At 72.3% G+C, this 22,767-nt stretch carries 21 protein-coding genes; 20 read left to right on the top strand and 1 reads right to left on the bottom strand.

Translation table 11 applies throughout. The features are described from left to right. Nucleotides 1–113: 113 nt before the first annotated feature. From ACH34Q_RS03955 to ACH34Q_RS03860, 20 genes are all read left to right on the top strand, one after another. Complete coding sequence (locus ACH34Q_RS03955; RefSeq protein ID WP_395981329.1) at nucleotides 114–851, top strand: TIGR03085 family metal-binding protein; 738 nt, start codon at nucleotides 114–116, stop codon at nucleotides 849–851. Nucleotides 852–1,104: 253 nt separating this feature from the next. Further along, nucleotides 1,105–1,311: a cold-shock protein gene (locus ACH34Q_RS03950; protein ID WP_018657218.1), complete on the top strand. Its 207-nt coding sequence runs from the start codon at nucleotides 1,105–1,107 to the stop codon at nucleotides 1,309–1,311. Between the two features lie 134 nt (nucleotides 1,312–1,445). After that, nucleotides 1,446–1,853 carry a phosphoribosyl-AMP cyclohydrolase gene (gene hisI, locus ACH34Q_RS03945; protein ID WP_395981328.1) on the top strand — a complete coding sequence of 136 codons (408 nt, stop codon included), beginning with the start codon at nucleotides 1,446–1,448 and terminating at the stop codon, nucleotides 1,851–1,853. Beyond that, nucleotides 1,850–2,506 (top strand): Trp biosynthesis-associated membrane protein, encoded by a 657-nt coding sequence (locus ACH34Q_RS03940; RefSeq protein WP_395981327.1) that lies wholly within the window; start codon nucleotides 1,850–1,852, stop codon nucleotides 2,504–2,506. Before hisI ends, ACH34Q_RS03940 begins: the two co-directional genes overlap by 4 nt. Next, nucleotides 2,503–3,171, top strand: coding sequence for a winged helix-turn-helix domain-containing protein (locus tag ACH34Q_RS03935; protein ID WP_395981326.1), 669 nt, complete (start codon nucleotides 2,503–2,505; stop codon nucleotides 3,169–3,171). Before ACH34Q_RS03940 ends, ACH34Q_RS03935 begins: the two co-directional genes overlap by 4 nt. Before the next feature lie 106 nt (nucleotides 3,172–3,277). Further along, on the top strand, nucleotides 3,278–3,649 hold the full coding sequence (locus tag ACH34Q_RS03930) for a DUF2752 domain-containing protein (protein ID WP_395981325.1): 372 nt from the start codon (nucleotides 3,278–3,280) through the stop codon (nucleotides 3,647–3,649). A 127-nt stretch (nucleotides 3,650–3,776) separates the two neighbouring features. Beyond that, on the top strand, nucleotides 3,777–4,598 hold the full coding sequence (gene trpC, locus ACH34Q_RS03925; RefSeq protein WP_395981324.1) for an indole-3-glycerol phosphate synthase TrpC: 822 nt from the start codon (nucleotides 3,777–3,779) through the stop codon (nucleotides 4,596–4,598). A gap of 327 nt (nucleotides 4,599–4,925) precedes the next feature. Further along, the gene (trpB, locus tag ACH34Q_RS03920; RefSeq protein ID WP_395981323.1) at nucleotides 4,926–6,131 is read left to right on the top strand and encodes a tryptophan synthase subunit beta; all 1,206 of its coding nucleotides are present in this window, start codon (nucleotides 4,926–4,928) and stop codon (nucleotides 6,129–6,131) included. Then, nucleotides 6,128–6,943 carry a tryptophan synthase subunit alpha gene (gene trpA, locus ACH34Q_RS03915; protein ID WP_395981322.1) on the top strand — a complete coding sequence of 272 codons (816 nt, stop codon included), beginning with the start codon at nucleotides 6,128–6,130 and terminating at the stop codon, nucleotides 6,941–6,943. Before trpB ends, trpA begins: the two co-directional genes overlap by 4 nt. Before the next feature lie 183 nt (nucleotides 6,944–7,126). Continuing rightward, complete coding sequence (locus ACH34Q_RS03910) at nucleotides 7,127–7,615, top strand: vitamin K epoxide reductase family protein (RefSeq protein ID WP_395981321.1); 489 nt, start codon at nucleotides 7,127–7,129, stop codon at nucleotides 7,613–7,615. A 42-nt stretch (nucleotides 7,616–7,657) separates the two neighbouring features. Then, entirely contained in the window at nucleotides 7,658–8,434 is a 777-nt protein-coding gene (locus tag ACH34Q_RS03905) for a DsbA family protein (protein WP_395981320.1), read from the top strand. Nucleotides 8,435–8,591: 157 nt separating this feature from the next. Further along, nucleotides 8,592–9,326, top strand: a complete 735-nt coding sequence (locus ACH34Q_RS03900; protein WP_395981319.1) for a DsbA family protein — start codon at nucleotides 8,592–8,594, stop codon at nucleotides 9,324–9,326. 57 nt (nucleotides 9,327–9,383) lie between these two features. Beyond that, a complete protein-coding gene (lgt, locus tag ACH34Q_RS03895; protein WP_395981318.1) occupies nucleotides 9,384–10,712 on the top strand; it encodes a prolipoprotein diacylglyceryl transferase in 1,329 nt (442 codons plus the stop codon). Between the two features lie 18 nt (nucleotides 10,713–10,730). Further along, entirely contained in the window at nucleotides 10,731–11,429 is a 699-nt protein-coding gene (locus tag ACH34Q_RS03890) for a VIT1/CCC1 transporter family protein (RefSeq protein ID WP_395981317.1), read from the top strand. 71 nt (nucleotides 11,430–11,500) lie between these two features. Next, nucleotides 11,501–12,307 (top strand): hypothetical protein, encoded by an 807-nt coding sequence (locus ACH34Q_RS03885; protein ID WP_395981316.1) that lies wholly within the window; start codon nucleotides 11,501–11,503, stop codon nucleotides 12,305–12,307. Between the two features lie 651 nt (nucleotides 12,308–12,958). Continuing rightward, nucleotides 12,959–13,891: a hypothetical protein gene (locus ACH34Q_RS03880; RefSeq protein WP_395981315.1), complete on the top strand. Its 933-nt coding sequence runs from the start codon at nucleotides 12,959–12,961 to the stop codon at nucleotides 13,889–13,891. A 262-nt stretch (nucleotides 13,892–14,153) separates the two neighbouring features. Then, the gene (gene gltB / locus ACH34Q_RS03875; protein ID WP_395981314.1) at nucleotides 14,154–18,710 is read left to right on the top strand and encodes a glutamate synthase large subunit; all 4,557 of its coding nucleotides are present in this window, start codon (nucleotides 14,154–14,156) and stop codon (nucleotides 18,708–18,710) included. Nucleotides 18,711–18,727: 17 nt separating this feature from the next. Continuing rightward, nucleotides 18,728–20,191: a glutamate synthase subunit beta gene (locus ACH34Q_RS03870; protein WP_395981313.1), complete on the top strand. Its 1,464-nt coding sequence runs from the start codon at nucleotides 18,728–18,730 to the stop codon at nucleotides 20,189–20,191. A gap of 181 nt (nucleotides 20,192–20,372) precedes the next feature. Beyond that, on the top strand, nucleotides 20,373–20,954 hold the full coding sequence (locus ACH34Q_RS03865; RefSeq protein ID WP_395981312.1) for a GNAT family N-acetyltransferase: 582 nt from the start codon (nucleotides 20,373–20,375) through the stop codon (nucleotides 20,952–20,954). 59 nt (nucleotides 20,955–21,013) lie between these two features. Next, on the top strand, nucleotides 21,014–21,262 hold the full coding sequence (locus tag ACH34Q_RS03860; RefSeq protein ID WP_395981311.1) for a hypothetical protein: 249 nt from the start codon (nucleotides 21,014–21,016) through the stop codon (nucleotides 21,260–21,262). A gap of 4 nt (nucleotides 21,263–21,266) precedes the next feature. On the opposite strand, the gene ACH34Q_RS03855 is transcribed toward ACH34Q_RS03860, so the two are convergent. Further along, a complete protein-coding gene (locus ACH34Q_RS03855) occupies nucleotides 21,267–22,700 on the bottom strand; it encodes a pyridoxal phosphate-dependent decarboxylase family protein (protein ID WP_395981310.1) in 1,434 nt (477 codons plus the stop codon). Nucleotides 22,701–22,767 lie beyond the last annotated feature (67 nt).

Raw genomic sequence — 22,767 nt, 5'->3', positions numbered from 1 at the left:
TTCGGCGATGCCCAGGGTTTGCCCCGGTACGCCGGGGTTGCGGGCCTGCACATGCCTACCATCCGCGGGGGTCGCTTATTCCCGGAGCGCCGGGCGCGGCCTACCATCGCCGGATGAACCCGCAGCCCTTGAGCCCGGTCCGGGAGGAGCGCGCCCTGCTGTGCGACGCCCTGCTGGCCGCCGGCCCGGACGCGCGTACCGAGTGCGAGGGCTGGACGGCCGCCGACCTGGCCGCCCATCTCGTGGTCAGGGAACGGCGGCCGGACACGCTGCCGGGAATAGTGCTGCGCCCGCTGGCCTTCCACACCGAGCGTGTACGCCGCCGTACCGTCCGGAACGTTCCGTTCGAGAGGCTGGTGGACCGGATTCGGCAGGGGCCGCCGAAGTGGTCCCTGTACGCGCTTCCCGGCATGGACGAAAGGGCCAACGGCGTCGAGTTCTTTGTGCATCATGAGGATGTCCGCCGGGCGCAACCCGACAGCGTCCCCAGGTCACTGACCCCGGCCCTGGAGGACCTTCTGTGGCGGCGCATAAGAATTGCCCGCTTTGCCCTAAGAAAAGTGCCGGTTGAGGTCACCTTGATCCGGCCCGATGGAAGAAGCGCGCGGGTCTCGGGAGAACGCCCTTCAAGGGCTGTCCGTAATACCCGTTCCGGATCGGTTTCGTCGCGGGGCCCCAGTGGTACGGGGCGGGCGGCGCACGCCAGTACGGCCTCCGGCGGTGTACGGGTGCACGGCACGGTCGGAGAACTGCTGCTGTGGGCGCTCGGCCGTACCGAAGTCGCACAGGTCCGCATCACCGGTTCGCGGGAGTCTGTCAAGGCCCTCACCGAGTCGGGTCGAGGCCTTTAACAGGGCGGTAACGACGGGGTTCGCCGAGAGGTGAATCGCGTGGGTTGCGGCTCCTCCGCTTTACGGGGAACCGGTGATACGGTGGTGCCGTCGGTTGCAGTCGTGGTTCTCGATCGTTTGTCCAGACGCCCGCGGACTGATGGCAGCGGGCGTTTTGGCTTTTCCGGGACCGTACCGGGGGGCGAGAGCGTTCCGCAGTGACCGCACCGGGCTCGCGAGGTGTGGGCCCATGTTTTGCCGCAAGGAGAAAGACATGCCCCAGCAGGGCACCGTGAAGTGGTTCAACGCCGAGAAGGGCTTCGGTTTCATCGCCGTGGACGGCGGAGGACCGGACGTGTTCGTGCACTACTCGGCGATTCAGTCCTCCGGGTACCGCACACTGGACGAGAACCAGCGCGTCCAGTTCGAGGTGACGCAGGGTAACCGGGGACCGCAGGCCGACCAGGTCGTCCCCCTGTAACACCAGTTACACCCTAGTCGTGCAGCAAGGCCCGTACCCCTCTCCGGGGTGCGGGCCTTGCCGTGTCCGAGGCCACGGCGAGCGGCACGTGTCCCCGGCAGTCCCATGAAGACGGAGCGGGCACAATGGATGCCATGTCCGTACCCGCGTCCAATCTGGACCCCAAGATCGCCGACCGCCTCAAGCGCACCGAGGACGGCCTCGTCCCGGCCATCGCCCAGCAGTACGACACCGGTGAGGTGCTCATGCTGGCCTGGATGAACGACGAGGCCCTGCACCGCACCCTGACCACCGGCCGCTGCACCTACTGGTCGCGCAGCCGGCAGGAGTACTGGGTGAAGGGCGAGAGCTCCGGCCACCAGCAGTGGGTCAAGTCGGTCGCGCTGGACTGCGACGGCGACGCGATCCTGGTGAAGGTCGACCAGGTCGGCGCCGCCTGCCACACCGGCGACCGCACCTGCTGGGACGCGGACGCGCTCGACCCCGTGATCGGCGAGCGGCCCCAGGAGGGGCCGGGCGAAAAGGGGTCTGAGGGCTCGTGACCGCGAGCCGTGAGCGCGGCCTGGCCGCGCTGCTGTGCGCCGCCGGCGCCGGGCTCGCGCTGCTGGCCGCCGGCCGCGCGTGGGCGACCGTCAGCGCCCGCGACGCCATCACCCCGTTCGCCCAGGACCTGACCGGACGCGACCTGAGCACCACCTCGGGCGCTTTTGGCTGGGCCGCGCTGGCCGGGCTGGCGGCGCTGTTCGCCACCCGCGGCCGTGTGCGGGCGGGCGTGGGGGTGCTCCTGGCGCTGTTCGGGGTGGCCATCGGCTATGCCTCGGTCGCGGCCGTCCAGCGCTCGGACGTGCTGGCGGCGGCGGGCGACAAGAGCGCCCTGCTGCGCCTGGAGGGCAACCTCGCGGTCGATGTCGCTCCCTGGTGGATCGTCTCCCTGGCGGGAGGCGTGCTGCTGGTGGGCGCCGGGCTGGTCACGCTGCTGCGCGGCGCGCGCTGGCCCGGGATGTCGGCACGCTACGAGCGGAACACCGGCCCGTCGGCCGAGGGCAAGGGCACCGACCGGCCGAAGACCGCCGCGGCGGCGGCCGGTACTGCGACCGGCTCTGGTGCCGGTTCTCAGGACGACGACCCCTCCGCGCTCTGGAAGTCGCTCGATCGAGGCGAGGACCCCACGGCGGCCGAAGAACGCCGCGCATGACGGCCGAGGGCGGTGGCGGCCTCGTCCTGGTGGTCGAGCACGAGGACGCCGTTGCGGAGTTGCAGCGCCGCTATCTCGTCCGGGAGGGGTACGAGGTGAGGATCGAGCCCGATCCCGCCCGTGCCCCCTCGGAGACCGCCCGGCTGCGGCCGGATGTGGTCGTCCTGGACCTGTCCACCGCCGCGCTGCCCGCCGATCTGTTCCGGCGCGTGGCCGAGGCCGCGGGGGCCGCCCCGGTCGTGGCCGTGGCCGGGCCGCTCGACCCGGCGGTGGAACGCGCACTGGGCGAGCACTGGGTGACCCGGCCGTTCAGTCCCCGCGTGCTCGTGGGGGCCGTGGGCGAGGCCCTGCGCGGTGCCGGCCCGGGCGCCCTTCCGGGAGAGCTGAGGGCCGGTCCCGTGACGCTGGAGCCGCGCGCCCGTGCGGTCGTGATCGGAGAGCGTCCCATCGCCCTCACCGTCACCGAGTTCGACCTGCTGGCGTTCCTCATGGGGAACCCTGGGCGCGTGTTCACCCGCGAGCAGCTCCTGGACGCCGCCTGGGGACCGGGAGCCGGCGCGGGCAGCCGTACGGTCGACGTGCACATCGCCCAGCTGCGGGCCAAGCTCGGCGAGGGCAGCCCCATCCGGACCGTACGAGGCGTCGGATACGTCCTGGACGCCTGATGCGTTCTAGGCTGAGACCGTGACGGACGCACCCGTACAGGGCCCGCCTGCCGCTTCCCGGCCGGGCGGACGTGCCCCCAAGCGTGGACACGCACTGCTGGCGCCCATGAGCGTGCTGGCCGGCGGGTCCGTGGCGGCGATCGTGGTCGCGTTCGTGAACCCGCACGAGCCCGGCCACTATCCGGTCTGCCCGTCCCTGTTCCTGACGAACATGTACTGCCCCGGCTGCGGCGGTCTCCGCATGGCCAATTCGCTCCTGCACGGGGACGTGGCCCAGGCGTTCTCGATGAATCCCTTGGTCCTGGTGCTCCTGCCGCTGTTCGCCTACCTCTGGGCACGGTGGGCGGTCAGCGCGGCGCGCGGCGTACCGATGAAGTCCGTCCTGCTCAGGCCCCTGGTGCTCTACGCCTTCCTGGGAATCCTGGGTTTGTACTGGATTGCGCGAAATCTGCCATTTGCCGAGGTGCTCGCGCCCTAGCGGTACGGGCCGCCCCCGCGACCGCGGGGCGGGCCGGCGGCGCGGGCCGCAGGGGCGGGTCGCGAGGCTGTCGGCGGGTGCGGCTACGATCGGGCCACGGAACGACCGGACCGAGGGGGCCTACAGCGTGAGCGGGCAGACCGGCAGCGTGCTCGACGAGATCATCGAAGGCGTCAGGGCCGATCTCGCCGACCGGCAGCGTGAGGTGCCGCTCGACGACCTCAAGCGCAAGGCGGCGGCCGCCCCGGCCCCGCGCGACGCCCTGGGCGCCCTGCGCGGCCCCGGCGTCTCGGTCATCGCCGAGGTGAAGCGCAGCAGCCCGTCCAAGGGCGCGCTGGCCGCGATCGCCGACCCGGCGGCGCTGGCCCGCGACTACGAGGCCGGCGGCGCCAAGGTGATCAGCGTGCTGACCGAGCGCCGCCGCTTCGGCGGCAGCCTCGAGGACCTCGCCGAGGTGCGCGCCAACGTCGACATCGCGGTGCTGCGCAAGGACTTCATCGTCAGCTCCTACCAGCTGTGGGAGGCGCGCGCCCACGGCGCCGACATGGCGCTGCTGATCGTCGCCGCGCTGGAGCAGGACGCGCTGGTCTCGCTGGTCGAGCGGGCCGAGTCGATCGGCCTGCTCCCGCTGGTCGAGGTGCACACCGAGGAGGAGGTGGCCCGCGCCGTCGAGGCGGGCGCCAAGGTCATCGGCGTCAACGCCCGCGACCTGCGCACCCTCAAGGTCGACCGGGACGTCTTCGCCCGGGTGGCGCCGCTGGTCCCCAAGAACATCCTGCGGATCGCCGAGTCCGGCGTGCGCGGCCCGCACGACCTGCTGGCCTACGCCTCCAGCGGCGCCGACGCCGTCCTGGTCGGCGAGAGCCTGGTGATCGGCAAGGACCCGCGCGCCGCCGTCGCCGACCTGGTGGCCGCCGGCGCCCATCCGGCCCTGCGCCAGAGCGGCTGACCGAGCGGCTGAATGGCCGAATGGCTGAACAGAGCGGCGGGCCAGAGCCCGGCGGGCGTGCGCGCCCAGCCGGGGCGACCACGGAGAACGAGTAGGGTACGGGCATGCGGATGGAGTCATCGGAAGGGGCCGGCCCCTCCATGGGACGAGCGATGTCACTGCGCGAACGATGGCGGGCCGATTCGACGTCTCACTGAACGAATCGACCCACCGGCCGCACGACAGGACAGATCTCTGATGACCACCGACACCGGTACCCCTGGTACGGATTCCACAGGCACGAGTTCTTCAAGCACGGGTTCTCCGAGCACGGGGGCACCGCGGACCGTGCCCGACGCCTCCGGGCATTTCGGCCTCTACGGCGGGCGGTTCGCCCCCGAGGCCCTGATGGCGGCGCTGGACGAGCTCGAGCGCGCGTTCGAGGAGGCCCGGCGCGACCCGGTCTTCACCGCCGAGTTGGACGGACTGCTCAAGGACTACGCCGGCCGGCCGAGCCTGCTGACCGAGGCCAAGCGCTTCGGCGAGCGGGCGGGCGGCGCCCGGATCCTGCTCAAGCGCGAGGACCTCAACCACACCGGCTCGCACAAGATCAACAATGTGCTCGGCCAGGCCCTGCTGGCCCGCCGGATGGGCAAGACCCGCGTGATCGCCGAGACCGGGGCGGGCCAGCACGGCGTCGCCACCGCCACCGCGGCCGCGCTGCTCGGCCTGGAGTGCACGGTCTTCATGGGCGAGGTCGACACCGAGCGGCAGGCCCTCAACGTCGCCCGGATGCGGATGCTCGGCGCCGAGGTCGTCCCGGTCGGGACCGGCAGCCGGACCCTCAAGGACGCCTGCAACGAGGCGTTCCGCGACTGGGTCGCCACGGTCGAGCGGACCCACTACTGCGTCGGCTCCACCATGGGCCCGCACCCGTTCCCGATGATCGTCCGCGAGCTGCAGCGGATCATCGGCGTCGAGGCCCGCGCCCAGGTGCTCGAGCTGGCCGGCCGGCTGCCGGACGCGGTCGTGGCCTGCGTCGGCGGCGGCTCCAACTCCATCGGCGCGTTCCACGCGTTCATCGGCGACGCGGCCGTCCGGCTGTGCGGCTTCGAGGCCGCCGGCGACGGCATCGAGACCGGCCGGCACGCCGCCACGATCTCGGCCGGCCGGGTCGGCGTGATCCACGGCATGCGCACCTACCTGCTGCAGGATGAGGACGGCCAGACGATCGAGTCGCACTCGATCTCGGCCGGGCTCGACTATCCCGGGGTCGGCCCCGAGCACTCCTGGCTGCACGACACCGGCCGCGCCGAGTACCGGCCGATCACCGACGCCGAGGCCATGGAGGCCTTCGCGCTGCTGTGCCGCACGGAGGGCATCATCCCGGCCATCGAGTCGGCGCACGCCCTGGCCGGCGCGCTCAAGGTGGGGCGGGAGCTGGGCCCGGACGGGCTCATCCTGGTCTGCCTGTCCGGCCGCGGCGACAAGGACATGCACACGGCCGCCGAGTTCTTCGGGCTGATGCCGGAACCCGAGAGCGAGGCCACGTGACCGCCAGGAGCGCCTACGACAAGGCCAGGGCCGAGGGGCGCTCGGCCCTCGTCGGCTACCTGCCCGCCGGCTTCCCCAGCTACGAGGGCGCCATCGAGGCCGCCAAGGTCATGGTGGACGCCGGCTGCGACGTCATCGAGCTCGGCCTGCCCTACACCGATCCGATGATGGACGGCCCCGTCATCCAGGACGCCGTCCACCAGGCCCTGCTGGGCGGCATCCGCGTCGCCGACGTTCTCCGTACGGTCGAGGCGGTGGCCGCCACCGGCGTGCCCACCCTCGTCATGACCTACTGGAACCCGATCGACCGGTACGGCGTCGACGCGTTCGCCCGCGACCTGAAGTCGGCCGGCGGCGCGGGCCTGATCACGCCCGACCTCACCCCCGAGGAGGCCGGCCCCTGGCTGGAGGCCTCCGACGCGCACGACCTCGACCGGGTCTTCCTGGTCGCGCTCAGCTCCACCGACGAGCGGATCGACACGATCACCCGTGCCTGCAAGGGATTCGTCTACGCCGCCTCGCTGATGGGCGTGACCGGTGCGCGCGGCGCGGTCGACACCGGTGCGCCCCGCCTGGTCGAACGCACCCGTACGGTCATGGAACGCCACGGGGCCACCGTCCCGGTGGGGCTCGGGCTGGGCGTGAGCAACGGGGCCCAGGCCGCCGAGGTCGCGGCCTTCGCCGACGGCGTCATCGTCGGCTCGGCGTTCGTCCGCCGCCTGCTGGACGCCCCCGACCTGCCCACCGGCCTGAAGGACCTGCGCGTCCTGACGACCGAGCTGGCCACCGGGGTCCGGCACCCGGCCGGCTGACCGTTCCGCCCGCCCGGCGGCCCGGTGATCGGTACGTGCCGCCCGGCGGGATGGCGGGACCGCCGTGTTCCGAACGCGGAACTTATACGGCGTCCCTTAGGGTGGGGCCCGCCGGGGGCGGTGCCTCCGCACCGGCACCCCTGGACGGCTTCCCGGTGATGTGCGCGCACGGAAGGATCAGCGATGGTGCAGCACGCCGAGGCGCGGGACGAGACGACCCCCGCGCCGCCCGCCCGCCCGCGATGGTTCCTCATCACGGCGTGGGTGCTCACGCTGGCCGGTCTGGGCGTCTCCGTGTACCTGACGGTGGCGCACTACCAGGAGGGCGCGCTGGTCTGCTCCAGCACCGGGACGGTGGACTGCCACTCGGTCACCACCAGCAAGTACTCCGAGCTGCTGGGCATTCCACTGCCCCTGCTCGGACTGGCGTTCTTCGTGGGCTTCGCGGCCCTGATCACGCCGCCCGTGCTGCGCTCGGAGCACCCGGTGTTCCGCTGGGGCCGGCTGGTGAGCGTGTGCGTGGGTCTGCTGTTCGTGGTCTACCTGGTCACGGCGGAGCTGGCCATCCTGCACAAGATCTGCCTGTGGTGCACCGGGGTGCATGTCATCACTATCCTGCTGTTCGTCCTTGTCCTGTTCGATGAGTTCCGGCGGATCGGCGATGTCGACTAGAGAGGTCGATCCGTCCGCGCGGCGTCCCCATAGGAGTTCCACATGAGCAAGGCCGCACGAGAGCGATCCGCCAGGGAGCGGCTCGCCGCCGAGCGCAAGCGCCAGGAGGCGCGCGCGAAGCAACGGCGGCTGCTGGGCATCGTCGTCGGCGCGGTGGTCGCGGTGGCACTGGTCGTGGTGGTCACCGTGATCGTCCTGGACCAGCGCGGCAAGCGGGACCAGCAGGCCACCGCCTACACCGGTCCCCAGGCGCCGGTGTCCCGGGCGGCCGACGGGTCGATCGAGATGGCCAAGGCGGGCGTCACCGCACCGCTGCTGGAGGTCTTCGAGGACTTCCAGTGCCCGGCCTGCAAGCAGTTCGAGGAAGCCACCGGCAAGACGATCAAGGAGCTGGCGGCCGAGGGCAAGGTCAAGGTCGTCTACCGGCCGTTCCACCTGTTCGGCGAGCAGCGCGACCCGATCAAGGGCAACTCGATGCGCTCGGCGGCCGCCGCCCTGTGCGTCCCGGCCGACAAGTGGTTGTCGTACCACGACGCGCTGTTCAAGTTCCAGCCGGCCGAGGGCTCGGAGGGCTTCGCGCCCAAGGACCTGGTCGCCTGGGGCAAGGACGTCGGGGTGACCGACCCCGGCTTCGAGAAGTGCGTCACCGACCAGCAGAAGAAGCCGCAGGTCGAGCAGATGACCAAGTACGCGCTGGAGACCCGGAAGGTCACCGGTACCCCGAGCGTCTTCCTGGACGGCCGCAAGCTGGAGAACGAGATCGGCGACCCCGACTCGCTACGCAAGGCCGTCACCGAGGCCGCCAAGAACAAGAAGTAGGGCCATCGGGCCGCGGAACGCCGCGGCCACCGCGAGCGCCGCGAACCCCGGCAACGGGTTCGCGGCGCTCGACTTGACGGAGTCTTCACCGCCGCCTTTCTCCCGTGCCCCACCGGTTTCGTTAGCCTCGTTCGTGCGGGCACGCAACGGGAGGGCGATGAGCACGTCGCGGTGGGAGCGCCGGCATCCGGCCGGGGAGGCGGGGCACCGCCTCCTCGCGGTCCTCGGCGCCGTCGCCGTGTTCAGCGTCACCCTGGCCGGCTTCACCGCGCTGCGCGGGCCCTCCGATACCGGCGCGGCCGTCACGGTGGGCTCGTACGACGCGCCCGTCTCGACCGTGTGGCGGACCGAGGACGGCGCGGTCGCGGTCGCGGGCGACGTGCGGTCGCCCGTGCTGGAGATCTTCACCGACTACCGTTGCCCCTCCTGCGCGGAACTCCAGGACACCGCCGCGGCCACGATCAAGCGGCTGGCGTCCCAGAACCGCGTCCGCGTCGTCTACCGCCCGATCGTGCTGCCGCAGGGCGAGCCCGCGGACTCGCAGAGCCGCCGCGCCGCCAACGCCTCCCTCTGCGCCCCCGCGGGCCACTGGCTCGCGTACCACGACGCCCTCTTCACCCGCGGGCCGATGGAGGGCACCGGCGCCTTCACCGAGGCCGACCTGATCGCCCTCGCCCGGTACGCCGGCATCAGGGACGCGGCGTTCGCGGACTGCGTGTCCGGCGGCCTGCAGAACGCCCGGCTCGACCGGCTGACCCGGGACGCGGTCGAGGCCCGCGGCGTCCGCGAGGTCCCCACGGCCTTCCTGAACGGAACGCGGCTCGACCTGCGGACCCACCTGCTCGAGCCGGCGCGGCTGGAGCGCGCGATCCACACCGCCGCCCGCGGCTAGCGCTGATCTTGGCCGCGCGGACCACGGGCCCCGCCAAAGGCGGTAACGTCATCGCCCATGCAGCCGGTGGCCTTCATTCCCAGTCCATCCCAGGGCGTCTGGCACCTGGGTTTCGTCCCGATCCGCGCCTATGCCCTGATGATCATCATCGGCATCGTCGTCGCGGTCTGGCTGGGCGAACGGCGCTGGGCCGCCAAGGGCGGTACCCCCGGTGTGATCATCGACATCGCCGTCTGGGCCGTCCCGTTCGGGCTGGTCGGCGGCCGGCTCTACCACGTGATCACCGACTACCAGCGCTACTTCGGCGCCGGCCGTGACCCGGTGGACGCGCTGAAGATCTGGGAGGGCGGCCTCGGTATCTGGGGCGCGGTCCTGCTGGGCGGTGTCGGCGCCCTGATCGGCTGCCGCCGGCGGGGCATCTCGGTGGCCGCGCTCGGCGACGCGGTCGCCCCGGGCATCGCGCTCGCCCAGGGCATCGGCCGCTGGGGCAACTACTGGAACCAGGAACTGTACGGGCGCCCGCTGGACGCGTTCTGGGGCCTGGAGATCGACCAGGCGCACCGGCCGCGGCTCGAGGACGGCACCCCCGACCCCCAGTTCGCCGACATCGCCACGTACCACCCCACGTTCCTGTACGAGTCGCTGTGGTGCATCGGCGTGGCGATCCTGGTCATCTGGGCCGACCGCCGCTGGAAGCTCACCCACGGCCGCGCGTTCGCGCTCTACATCGCGGGCTACACCGCCGGCCGGTTCTGGATCGAACTGCTGCGCATCGACGACGCCCATCAGATCCTCGGCATGCGCCTCAACGCCTGGACGTCCCTGATCGTCTTCATCGGTGCCGTCGGCTACATCTACTGGGCCCGTACGAAGACCGGCCCCGAAAGCGTCGGCACCCCGCCCCCCGCCGAGCCCGGCGGAGACCCCGTACCGCAGGAGGCCGGCGAGGAGTCGGCACCCACGGCCGAAGCCGAGCCCGCGACCGAGGCCCCGGAGAAGGACCCGGAAGCCGCCGCCGAGGAGCCGGGCGACAAGGGCTCCACCGGCGACGAGTCCCAGGGCGAGAAGCCCGCAGAGGCCGAGAAGCCCGAGGCCGAGAAGTCCGCAGAGGCCGAGAACCCCGCGGAGGCCGAGAAGCCCGAGGCGAGCGAAACGTCCGGGGACGAGAAGTCCGGGGACGAGAGCGCGGAGCCCGAGGAGAAGCCGGAGCCGAAGGACGAGGCGGACCAGGACCAGGAGCCGGCCACGGACCCCGAGGCCGACGCCGATCCCGCGACCGGCGACAATGACACCGGCGGTGACACTGGTAGTGACACCGGCAGTGACAGTGACACCGGCGGGGCCGCCGAGGCGGACAAGGGAGAGCCCGTCAAGGACCGCAAGTAGCCGGGCGAGGGGGCCGCTGTGACGGCGGAGAACCACCACCAGCACCGTGACGTCACCGGCGGCTGGCTGCGGCCCGCGGTGTTCGGCGCGATGGACGGGCTGGTCTCCAACTTCGCGCTGATCGCCGGTGTGGCGGGTGGCCGGGCACCGCAGGAGGTCGTGCTGCTGGCCGGTCTGGCCGGCCTGGCGGCGGGCGCGTTCTCGATGGCCGCCGGGGAGTACATCTCGGTCGCCTCGCAGTCCGAGCTGGCCGAGGCCGAGATCGAGGTGGAACGGCTCGAGCTGGCCCGCCATCCCGGAGCCGAGCTGCGGGAGCTGACCGAGGTCTTCGAGGGCCGCGGGGTCGAGCCCGATCTGGCCGCCGAGGTCGCGCGGCAGATGTCGCGCGACCCTGAGGACGCGCTGGAGGTGCACGCCAGGGAGGAGCTCGGCGTCGCGCCCGGCGAGCTGCCCTCGCCACTGCTGGCGGCGGGTTCCTCGTTCCTGTCGTTCGCGGCCGGAGCCGTGCTGCCGGTGCTGCCCTACCTGTTCGGGGCCGGCTCGCTGTGGCCGGCCGCGGTGATCGCCGCGCTCGGGCTGTTCCTCGCCGGCGCGTTGGTGGCGCGGGTGACCGCCAGGAAATGGTGGTTCAGCGGGCTGCGCCAGCTGGGCTTCGGCGCGGCCGCCGCGGCGATCACCTACGGGGTCGGCGCGCTGATCGGCGCCAACGGGCTGTGACGCCGGTTCAATCGGGGCGAATGGGCCTTTTGGGCGCGCGAAGACCATCCGGAACGCTAAGCTCCCGGACTGTGATCGAGGCTCGTGGCACAGACCCATCCCCCAAGGACGGCGGTCCGGACTTCTGGCCGGCGGACGATTCCGGCCACCGCGCCAAGGCACCCAGGTCGCGGCTGCCGCTGATCATCGCGGCGATCGTGGTGGCGGTCGTGGCCGTGGCCGGCGCCGTCGCGTTCTTCGTCCTGGGCGACGAGGAGAAGGCGGCCTCCGCGCCGGGTAACGGCGCCAGAATCTCGCCGGTCGCGTACACGCCCCAGATGGCCGACAAGGACATGGCCAAGCTCGCGCAGCGCAGCGCCGACCAGCGGCCGATCACGCAGGGCGAGGCGTTCCCGGCGGACGTCAAGAACGTCTCGTTCCAGAAGTACTCCCTGGCCCTCGCCGCGTCCCAGGTCTCGAACGACTGCAAGACCGCCGCCTGGGGCACGCGCCTGCAGGCCGAGCTGGCGAAGTACCAGTGCTCGCAGATCGTGCGCGGCGCCTACGTCAGCCAGGACAAGAAGTACGTCGGCCAGTTCAGCGCGATCAACATGGCGAACCAGCAGGGCGCCGAGCAGATCGTGCGCACCCTGGACCCGCGGACCGGCGCCGGCTTCGTGCTGCCGCTCACCGCGCCCGGCAGCCCCGCGTTCGCCAAGGGCTTCAGCGCCGCGTACGCCCAGGCGTACGGCCACTACGTGATCATCACCTGGGTCCAGCGCGCCGGCGGTGTCCAGCCCGGCTCGCTCAACGAGATGATCGACGTGAGCCTGGCCGTCGAGAAGCCCGCCGACTTCGTCTGGGGCCGCGCGGAGCTGGCCGACGGAGCGCAGCGTTGACCCCCGCCCCGACGAGCGGCCGTTAGCCGCGCCATCGTGGACCGGAACGAACCCCGCCGACGCGGCCCACAGGACGACCGGGGCCGCCCTGCCCGCAGGCCGCGCCCCCAGCCGGGCCGCCCGGCACCCCGCAGGCGCCCCGCCGAGCAGGAGCCGGGCCCCCGCGGACGAGTGCCCCGCCCGCGCTCTCCCGAAGCGCGCTCTCCCGAAGCGCGCCCGGCCGACGAGCCCGCCCAGAGGCGGCCGGCCCAGGGAGACCGCAGACGCGGCCCGGATCCGGACGGCATGATCCCCCCGCCCCGCGCCGCGGCCGCGCCCGATCGCACCCGGAACCGCTCCGGCAGGGGCGACGGACGGCGCGGCCCAGGCCCGGAGGGCATGCCTCCGCCCCGCATCACGGACCCGTCGGACAGCGGCTCGAACGGCCGTGGCAGGGGTGGCATGCGACGCGGGCGGGGCCAGGAGGGCGCGGCCCCGCCGGCCCGTGCCCCTGGCCCGCCGGACAGTGGCTCGGAACGCCCTGGCAGGAGCGACGGACGGCGCATGCGGCGCTCTGAGGGAATGCCTCCGCCTCGCGCTGCGGATCTGCCGGATGGCGGCTCGAACGGCCGTGGCAGGGGTGGCGCGCGACGCGGGCAGAGCCCGGAGGGCATGCCCCCGGCTCGTGCTGCGGGCCCGTCCGATGGCGGCTCCCGGCGTACGGCGCGGGGGGACGGTGGACGGGGCCGGCGTGGTCGTGCCCCGGCCAAGCGCGACGGTGGTCCGGGTCCGCAGGGCCCGGCCGACATGCAGGACGGCGGCTCTGGCCGGGGGGCGGCGCGCGGCCGTTCGGCGGGGCGGCGGGATGGAACGTACCAGCGGAAGCAGGGACGATCGGCGCGGATCTACTTCTTCCTCGCCGGGGGACTGGGGCTGGTCATCGTCGTGGTGCTGCTGGCCGTACTCGTCATGGGCGGTGGCGAGAAGCCGCCGGCGGGCAAGGCGGCCGGAGCGGCCATGGGGCCGGTGGCCGAGAGCGGGCTGTCGCCGTCGTCGTACTCCAGCTCCGCGTCGACCGGCGCGTACGCGAAGATCGAGCAGCGGTCGGCCGATCCGGCGCCGCTGACGGCGGGGGAGGCGTTCCCCGACGAGAAGCTGGCGGTACCGGACGCCGGCGCGGAACTCTCCCTGAAGGGCAAGCGGCTCGACGGTGACTGCGCCGCGGCGGTCTGGGGCTCGGGCGTGGGGGACGAGCTGCGGCGGGGGTCCTGCACGCAGGCCGTACGGGGCGTTTACGCCGATGGGGATCACGCGCTGACCGTCGCGGTGTTCAACCTGGCGGGCAAGGAGAACGCCGACCGGCTGGTGGGCAGGCTCGAGTCCGGGGGCGGGTTCGTACGGCCGCTGCCGGCGGGGGAGCCGCTGGACCGGTTCGGGCAGGGGTTCTCGATGGCGCGCGGGCTGGCCGTGGGGCATTACGCGGTGGTGGCCTGGGCCCAGCGGCTGGACGGCAAGGGCGATGTCCAAGACGAGGCGCTGCTGTCCCTGCTGATCGAGGGCGGGAAGGCTCCGGGGCCGCTCGGCCGGGCCGCGCGGGCGTCCTGACCGTTCAAACCTCAGCGGTGCCGTGAGGATGATCACGGATGGTCACCGAGGTCAGCACGATTTGCGCAAAAAACCGGCCGCTATCCTGGTCTGAACCAGTCAGGGATCCCCGTGGAAGTGATCGACGCGAGGAAGTTTCGCGATCCGGTCGTCTCGGGCATGATCCCGGCAGTGAGGTAATGTCTTCACACCGCAGCAGGGCCAACGTCGTCCCGGACTGCACTGACATCGAAGCAGTGACATGACGACGACGGGAGGGTTGATGGCTGCTGCTGCCCTCGGACCCGGAACGCCCCCTAACCAGGGGCTGTACGACCGGGCCAACGAGCATGACGCGTGCGGTGTCGGCATGGTCGCCGACCTGCACGGACGTAAGAGCCACGACATCGTTCAGAACGCCCTGACCGTCCTGAGGAACCTGGACCACCGCGGTGCCGTGGGCGCCGAGCCGGACGACGGCGACGGGGTCGGCATCCTCGTCCAGATCCCGGACGCGTTCTTCCGCGAGGTCTGCGGTTTCCCCCTGCCCGAGGCCGGCGGGTACGCGGCGGGCATCGGTTTCCTGCCGGCGGACGGCGACGAGCGGTCCGCCGCCGTCGACCACATCGCCAAGCTGTGCGAGGAAGAGGGCCTGGCGGTCCTCGGCTGGCGCGAGCTGCCGTACGACCCCGACTTCACGGGTCCGGCGGCGCGCAAGGCCATGCCGCACTTCGCGCAGCTGTTCATCGCCCCCGCCGACGGCGGCCCGCACGCGGGCAAGAGCGGGCTCGAGCTCGACCGGGCCGTGTTCTGCATGCGCGAGCGCGCCGAGCAGGACGTCCGGGTCTACTTCCCGAGCCTGTCCAGCCGCACCATGGTCTACAAGGGGATGCTCACCACCCCCCAGCTGGAGCCGTTCTTCCCCGACCTGTCGGACCGCCGCTTCACCAGCGCGATCGCGCTGGTGCACTCGCGGTTCTCGACCAACACGTTCCCGGCCTGGGAGCTGGCGCACCCGTACCGGTTCATCGCGCACAACGGTGAGATCAACACGGTCAAGGGCAACCGGAACTGGATGCGCGCCCGCGAGGCGCTGCTGAAGACGGACCTGCTGCCCGGCGACCTGTCCCGGATCTACCCGGTGATCGACATCGAGGCCAGCGACACCGCCTCGTTCGACGAGTGCCTGGAGCTGCTGCACCTGGGCGGCCGGTCGCTGCCGCACGCGGTGCTGATGATGATCCCCGAGGCGTGGGAGAACCACACCGAGATGGACCCGGCCCGCCGGGCCTTCTACGAGTTCCACTCGACGCTGATGGAGGCCTGGGACGGCCCCGCGAGCGTCACGTTCACCGACGGTACGGTCGTCGGCGCCGTGCTGGACCGCAACGGGCTGCGGCCCGGCCGGTACTGGGTGACCGACGACGGCTTCGTCGTGCTGGCCAGCGAGGCCGGCGTACTGGACATCCCGTCCGACAAGGTGGTCCGCAAGGGCCGGCTGCAGCCCGGGAAGATCTTCCTGGTCGACACCGAGGCCGGCCGGATCGTCGAGGACGACGAGGTCAAGGCCGAGCTGGCCGCCGCGCACCCGTACGGGGAGTGGCTGCACGAGGGCCTGGTCCGGTTCGAGGAGCTGCCGCACCGCGACCGCGAGATCCCGACGCACGAGACGCTGGTCAAGCGGCAGCAGACGTTCGGGTACACGCTCGAAGAGCAGCGGATCATCATGACCCCGATGGCCAGGACCGGCGCGGAGCCGATCGGGTCGATGGGCACCGACACCCCGATCGCGGTGCTGTCGGAGCGGCCGCGGCTGCTGTTCGACTACTTCAAGCAGCTGTTCGCGCAGGTCACGAACCCGCCGCTGGACGCGATCCGCGAGGAGCTGGTCACCTCCCTGCAGTCCACCCTCGGTCCCGAGGGCAACCTGCTGGAGCCGGGCCCCGAATCCTGCCGGCGGCTGGTGCTGCCGACCCCGATCCTGGACAACGACGAGCTGTCCAAGATCATCCATATCGACGACGAGGGCGACCTGCCGCACCTGCGGGCCCATGTCGTGCACGGCCTGTACGACGTCACCGGCGGCGGCGAGTCGCTGGAGCACCGGCTCGAGGAGATCTGCGCCGAGGTGTCGGACGCGATCGCGGCCGGCGCCCGGATCATCGTGCTGTCGGACCGCGGCTCGGACCCGTCCCGCGCGGCGATCCCGTCGCTGCTGCTCACCGGCGCGGTGCACCACCACCTGATCAGGGAGAAGACCCGCACCCAGGTCGGCCTGGTGATCGAGACGGCCGAGGCCCGCGAGTGCCACCACATGGCGCTGCTCATCGGGTACGGCGCGTCCGCGATCAACCCGTACCTGGCCGTGGAGACCATCGAGGACCTGATCGCCACCGGCGCCATCGAGGGCCTGGACGCGGCCACCGGGGTACGCAACCTGATCAAGGCGTACGGCAAGGGCGTGCTGAAGGTGATGTCCAAGATGGGCGTCTCCACCGTCGCCTCCTACACCGGCGCGCAGATCTTCGAGGCGATCGGCCTGGGCGCCGACGTCATCGACCGCTGCTTCACCGGGACCACGTCCCGGCTGGGCGGCGTCGGCTTCGGGGTGCTGGCCCGCGAGGTCGCCGAGCGGCACCGCCGCGCCTACCCGGCGGGCGGGAACGACGCCGCGCACCGCACGCTGGAGATCGGCGGCGAGTACCAGTGGCGGCGCGAGGGTGAGAAGCACCTGTTCAACCCCGAGACGGTGTTCAAGCTCCAGCACGCCACCCGGACCCGCAAGTACGAGATCTTCAAGGAGTACACCTCCTCGGTGGACTCGCAGGCCGAGGCGCTGATGACGCTGCGCGGGCTGTTCGGCCTGAAGGAGGGCGACCGCCCGGCGGTGCCCCTCGCCGAAGTCGAGGCGGCCACGGAGATCGTCAAGCGGTTCTCCACCGGCGCGATGTCGTACGGCTCCATCTCGGCCGAGGCGCACGAGACGCTCGCGATCGCGATGAACCGGCTGGGCGGCAAGTCCAACACCGGCGAGGGCGGCGAGGACCCGCGCCGGTTCACCGCCGACGCCAACGGCGACCTGCGGCGCAGCGCGATCAAGCAGGTGGCCTCCGGCCGGTTCGGGGTCACCTCCGAGTACCTGTCCAACGCCGACGACATCCAGATCAAGATGGCGCAGGGCGCCAAGCCCGGCGAGGGCGGGCAGCTGCCCGGCCACAAGGTCTACCCGTGGATCGCCAAGACCCGGCACTCCACGCCCGGGGTGGGCCTGATCTCGCCGCCGCCGCACCACGACATCTACTCGATCGAGGACCTGGCGCAGCTGATCCACGACCTGAAGAACTCCAACCCGGCGGCGCGCGTGCACGTCAAGCTGGTCGCCGAGGTCGGGGTCGGTACGGTCGCGGCGGGCGTGTCCAAGGCGCACGCCGACGTGGTGCTGATCTCCGGGCATGACGGCGGCACCGGCGCCTCGCCGCTCACCTCGCTCAAGCACGCCGGCGCGCCCTGGGAGCTCGGCCTGGCCGAGACCCAGCAGACGCTGCTGCTGAACGGGCTGCGCGACCGGATCGTCGTGCAGACCGACGGGCAGATGAAGACCGGCCGCGACGTGATCATCGCGGCGCTGCTGGGCGCCGAGGAGTACGGTTTCGCGACCGCGCCCCTCGTCGTGGCGGGCTGCGTGATGATGCGGGTCTGCCATCTGGACACCTGCCCGGTGGGCGTGGCCACCCAGAACCCGGTGCTGCGGCAGCGGTTCAACGGCAAGGCCGAGCACGTGGTCAACTTCTTCGAGTTCATCGCCGAGGAGGTCCGCGAGTACCTGGCCGCGCTGGGGTTCCGGACGCTGGACGAGGCGATCGGGCATGTCGAGATGATCGACACCCGCCGCGCGGTCGACCACTGGAAGGCCGAGGGCCTGGACCTGAGCCCGATCCTGCACCGGCCGGAGCTGCGCGAGGGCGCGTCCCTGCGGCGCACCACCGTCCAGGACCACGGACTGGAGAAGGCGCTCGACAACACGCTGATGCAGCTGGCCGAGGGCGCCATCGCGTTCGGCGACAAGGTCACCCTGGACCTGCCGATCCGCAACGTCAACCGCACGGTCGGCACGATGCTGGGCCACGAGGTGACCAAGAAGTGGGGTGGCGAGGGGCTGCCCGACGACACCATCGACGTCACCTTCACCGGCTCGGCGGGCAACTCGTTCGGCGCGTTCGTGCCGCGCGGGATCACGCTGCGGCTGACCGGCGACGCCAACGACTACGTGGGCAAGGGTCTGTCGGGCGGGCGCATCACGGTGCGGCCGCAGCCGGACGCGGTGTTCGCTGCCGAGGAGCAGATCATCGGCGGCAACGTCATCCTGTACGGCGCCACCTCGGGCGAGCTGTTCGCGCGCGGCGTCGTGGGGGAGCGGTTCTGCGTCCGCAACTCCGGGGCCACCGCCGTCGTCGAGGGCGTCGGCGACCACGCCTGCGAGTACATGACCGGGGGCCGCGCGGTGATCCTCGGCCGGACCGGCCGCAACCTGGCGGCCGGCATGTCCGGCGGCATCGCCTACGTGCTCGACCTGGTCGCCGAACGGGTCAATCCCGGGATGGTCGACCTGGAACCGATCACCGGGGAGGACGCCGAGTACGTCCGTACCCTGGTGGAACGGCACCTGGCCGAGACCGGTTCCACGGTCGCCGGCAAGCTGCTGGCCGACTGGGAGAGCGCGGCCACGCGCTTCACCAAGATCATGCCGCGGGACTACCGCCGCGTCCTGGAGGCCATGGCCAAGGCCGAGGCCGAGGGCCGGGACGTCGACGAGGCCGTCATGGCCGCCGCGCAGAGCTGAGAGGGGGACTCCGAGAGATGGCGGACCCGAAGGGTTTCCTGACCGTACAGCGAGAGCTCCCGAAGCGCCGCCCGGTCGACGTGCGGATCAAGAGCTGGACGGAGGTGTACGAGAGCTTCGGCGAGGACAGGCTGGAGAAGCAGGCGAGCCGCTGCATGGACTGCGGCATCCCGTTCTGCCACCAGGGCTGCCCGCTCGGCAACCTCATCCCCGAGTGGAACGACCTGGTCTACCGCAAGGACTGGCAGGAGGCGATCGAGCGCCTGCACGCCACCAACAACTTCCCGGAGTTCACCGGCCGGCTGTGCCCGGCGCCGTGCGAGAGCGCGTGCGTGCTGGGCATCAACCAGGACCCGGTGGCGATCAAGCGGGTCGAGGTCGAGATCATCGACCGCGCCTGGGACGAGGGCTGGGTCGGCCCGAAGCCGCCGTCGGTCCGTACCGGCAAGCGGGTCGCGGTCGTCGGCTCCGGCCCCGCCGGGCTGGCCGCCGCGCAGCAGCTGACCCGCGCCGGGCACGACGTGCGGGTGTACGAGCGGGCCGACCGGATCGGCGGCCTGCTGCGGTACGGCATCCCCGAGTTCAAGATGGAGAAGCGGCACATCGACCGGCGGATCGGGCAGATGCGCGCCGAGGGCACCGACTTCAAGACCTCGGTCAACGTCGGCGCCGACCTGACCGGCGGCGAGCTGCGGGAGAAGTACGACGCCGTCGTGCTGGCCGGGGGCGCCACCGTGTGGCGCGACCTGCCGGTGCCCGGGCGCGAGCTCAAGGGCATCTACCAGGCGATGGAGTACCTGCCCCCGGCCAACCGGGTCCAGGAGGGCGACTTCGAGCGGTCGCCGATCTCCGCCGAGGGCAGGCACGTGGTGGTGATCGGCGGCGGTGACACCGGCGCCGACTGCGTCGGTACCGCGATCCGGCAGGGGGCCGCGTCGGTCACCCAGCTGGAGATCATGCCGATGCCGCCGCAGGCGCGGCCGGACTCCCAGCCGTGGCCCACGTACCCGATGCTGTTCAAGATGGAGAGCGCCCACGAGGAGCTCGCCGACCTGGGCGGCGACCGGGTGTACGCGGTGTCGACCACCGAGTTCGCCGGCGACGCGGACGGCAACGTCCGGGCGCTGCGGCTGGTGGAGGTCGGCGGGCCCGAGACCGGGTTCAAGGCGATCGAGGGCTCGGAGCGGGAGATCCCGGCCGAGCTGGTCACCCTGGCGATGGGCTTCCTCGGCCCGCAGCGGGAAGGGCTGCTGGACCAGCTCGGCGTCGAGCTGGACCAGCGCGGCAACGTCGTCCGCGACGGCGACTACGCCACCTCGGTCGAGGGCGTCTTCGCGGCCGGCGACATGGGCCGCGGCCAGTCGCTGATCGTCTGGGCGATCGCCGAGGGCCGCGCGGCCGCGCACGGCGTCGACAAGTTCCTGGCCGGGGACACGGCGCTGCCCTACCCGATCCCGCCGACGGCGCGTCCTATAGCCTGACGACCCGAGCCTGACCGCTCAGCACGACCACTGAGCGAGCCGGCCCGTCCGTCCTCGCCGTCGCCGTCCGCCGACTGGGGCGGACGGGACCGGCCAGGCTCGATCCGATCACCCCGCCGCGTCCCCGCGCGCCCTTTTCCGGGCGCCGGGGGCGCGGCGGCTTCGCTGTGTGAGGGACCGCGTGCCGATCAGACATGTCGATGTGACCACCTGGTATCTGGAACAGCGCGACCGGGCCGAGCTGTGCCCGCGCGAGCCCCGCCCGGCCGACCCGGCCGTGGAGATCGTCCGGGCGGAGGAGGCCGGGCCCGAGCTGGGCCGCTTCCTCTACACGGCGGTCGGGGGCGACTGGTACTGGCTCGACCGCCTGGGCTGGACGTACGACCAGTGGCGCAACTGGCTCGACCGCCCCGGCGTCGAGATGTGGGTCGCCTACGTCCGCGGGACGCCGGCGGGCTACGCCGAGCTGGACCCGCAGGCCGACGGCGAGGTCGAGATCGTCCACTTCGGCCTGCTGCCGGGATTCCACGGCCGCGGCCTCGGCGGCCGCCTGCTGTCGGTGGCCGCCGAGCGCGCCTGGGATCTGGCCGACCGCTGGCCGGGCCGGCAGCCGACCAGCCGCGTCTGGCTGCACACCTGCTCCAACGACGGTCCCGCCGCGCTGGCCAACTACCAGGCGCGCGGGTTCCGGGTGTACGACACCAAGGTCGAGACCGCGGCCGTCGAGCACTCGCCGCCGGGCCCCTGGCCGGGAGCCCGCTGAAGCCTTCGGCTACATTGTGAAGTCAATCGGATCCCCAGAGTGACTTCACGGTGGTGGGCATGTTCGTCCTGGCGCGGATCATCGTTCCGGCCGTCCTGGCGGCGGCCGTCGCGGGCGTGTTCGGAGCGGCGGCGGCCGGCCCGGTCTCCAGCCCCCTGGCCCCCGCGCACTGCGCTCTGTATGTCCAAGGGCAGGCTGTCCAAGGGCAGGCTGTCCAAGGGCAGGCCGTCCAGGGGCTGTATGTCCAAGGGACGGATGTCCGGGAGCCGGTCGTGAGCTGCGGGCGTGGGGCCGTCCGAGCCGTGTGACGGCCTACGGGCCCGCGAGCCGGTCTCCCAGCTCGCGGAGCACCTCCACCAGCGCCTCCACGTCCGCGTCCGTCGTGCGCCAGTTGAGCGCCGCAGGACGGAACACGGTCATGCCCCGGTAGGTGGAGGTGCCCGCGTACACGCGCCCGTCGGCCAGCAGCGCCGCGCCCAGGCGCGCGTTCAGGTCGTCCAGCAGCTCCTCGGGTACGCCGGGCGGGCGGTAGCGGAAGCACGTGATGCACAGCTGTACGGGGGCCAGCAGTTCCAGGTCCGGGGCCTGCTCGACGAGCTCGCCCAGATGGGCCGCGACATCCAGGTGCCGTTCGACCATCTCGCGGTGGCCGTCGCGCCCGTACGCGCGCAGCGTCGCCCAGATCGGGAACGCGCGGGCCCGCCGCGACGACTCCGGGCCCATCGAGTTGTAGTTGACCTGCCCTGCGCCCGCGTCCGGGAGGAAGGCGGCGCCCCATGACCCGAACGTGCGGCTCAGCATGGCCGGGTCTCGTACGAAGGAGAAACCGCTCTCGTACGGGACGTTCAGCCACTTGTGCCCATCGGCGGTGACCGAATCGGCCCGTTCGACGCCGCGCGCCAGGTGCGCCGTACGGGGGGACAAGGCGGCGAACAGGCCGAACGCGCCGTCGACGTGCAGCCACGCCCCGTACCGTTCGGCCAGGTCCGCGAGGTCGGCGATCGGGTCCGAGTCGCCGGTGTTGACCTCGCCCAGGTTGGCCACGATGACCGCGGGCCGCCCTTCCAGGGCGACGAGCGCGGCCTCCACGGCGGGCAGGTCGACGCGGCCCCGGTCGTCGCGCTCGAACGTCCGCAGCGTGTCGCGGCCACAGCCGAGGATCTGCAGGGCCTTGCGGGTGCTGACGTGGACGAGCCCGCTGGTGAGCACGGGCATCCGGGGGAGCCCGGCGAGTCCCTGTGAGGCGACGTCCACGCCGTGCCGGTCCGCCCACCAGTGCCGGGCGCAGGCCAGGCCCGTCACGTGCGCGAGCGTGGCGCTGGGAGTGAGGACGCCCCCGTACGAGGCGGGCAGCCCGAACAGCTCCTTGAGCCAGCGCAGCACGATCGTCTCCACGCGCGCGGCCAGCGGCGAGGTCAGCCACAGCCCGGCGGCCTGGTCGAGCAGCGAGGCCGTCCAGTCCCCGGCCATGGCCGCCGGGGTGGAGCCGCCCACCACGAAATGGAAGAACCGGGGCCCGGACGAGTGCGTCGCCGCCTCCGTGCCGACGCGCAGCAGGCGCTCGACCGCGGCCGTCGCGCCCTCTCCCTCGGCCGGCAGCGGGCCGTCCAGCTCGTCGATCAGAGCGTCGCGGGACCGGTCGTGTACGGGCCGCTCCGCGAGACCGCGCAGGTACGGGCCCGCCGCGCGGGACACCGGTTCGAGGGCCGCCGCGGCCCGGCCCGCCTCGTGCAGGGGATCGCTCATACCGCCAGTGAAGCAAAGCCGATCATGGTTCGTACAGGCTCGGCCCTGGGCCGTGTCCGTGGGCCGC

It is taken from the genome of Actinomadura sp. 9N407, from assembly GCF_044326315.1.
GTDB lineage: Bacteria > Actinomycetota > Actinomycetes > Streptosporangiales > Streptosporangiaceae > Spirillospora.
This window is presented reverse-complemented; position numbering and strand designations above follow the sequence as displayed.

Excerpts from the sequence above, each read along its gene's own strand:
- ACH34Q_RS03955 (WP_395981329.1), top strand. The coding sequence starts at position 114 with ATGAACCCGCAGCCCTTGAGCCCGGTCCGGGAGGAGCGCGCCCTGCTG.
- ACH34Q_RS03950 (WP_018657218.1), top strand. The coding sequence starts at position 1,105 with ATGCCCCAGCAGGGCACCGTGAAGTGGTTCAACGCCGAGAAGGGCTTC.
- hisI (WP_395981328.1), top strand. The coding sequence starts at position 1,446 with ATGTCCGTACCCGCGTCCAATCTGGACCCCAAGATCGCCGACCGCCTC.
- ACH34Q_RS03935 (WP_395981326.1), top strand. The coding sequence starts at position 2,503 with ATGACGGCCGAGGGCGGTGGCGGCCTCGTCCTGGTGGTCGAGCACGAG.
- ACH34Q_RS03930 (WP_395981325.1), top strand. The coding sequence starts at position 3,278 with ATGAGCGTGCTGGCCGGCGGGTCCGTGGCGGCGATCGTGGTCGCGTTC.
- ACH34Q_RS03910 (WP_395981321.1), top strand. The coding sequence starts at position 7,127 with ATGGTGCAGCACGCCGAGGCGCGGGACGAGACGACCCCCGCGCCGCCC.
- ACH34Q_RS03905 (WP_395981320.1), top strand. The coding sequence starts at position 7,658 with ATGAGCAAGGCCGCACGAGAGCGATCCGCCAGGGAGCGGCTCGCCGCC.
- ACH34Q_RS03900 (WP_395981319.1), top strand. The coding sequence starts at position 8,592 with ATGAGCACGTCGCGGTGGGAGCGCCGGCATCCGGCCGGGGAGGCGGGG.
- lgt (WP_395981318.1), top strand. The coding sequence starts at position 9,384 with ATGCAGCCGGTGGCCTTCATTCCCAGTCCATCCCAGGGCGTCTGGCAC.
- ACH34Q_RS03880 (WP_395981315.1), top strand. The coding sequence starts at position 12,959 with ATGCCCCCGGCTCGTGCTGCGGGCCCGTCCGATGGCGGCTCCCGGCGT.
- gltB (WP_395981314.1), top strand. The coding sequence starts at position 14,154 with ATGGCTGCTGCTGCCCTCGGACCCGGAACGCCCCCTAACCAGGGGCTG.
- ACH34Q_RS03870 (WP_395981313.1), top strand. The coding sequence starts at position 18,728 with ATGGCGGACCCGAAGGGTTTCCTGACCGTACAGCGAGAGCTCCCGAAG.
- ACH34Q_RS03860 (WP_395981311.1), top strand. The coding sequence starts at position 21,014 with ATGTTCGTCCTGGCGCGGATCATCGTTCCGGCCGTCCTGGCGGCGGCC.
- ACH34Q_RS03855 (WP_395981310.1), bottom strand. The coding sequence starts at position 22,700 with ATGAGCGATCCCCTGCACGAGGCGGGCCGGGCCGCGGCGGCCCTCGAA.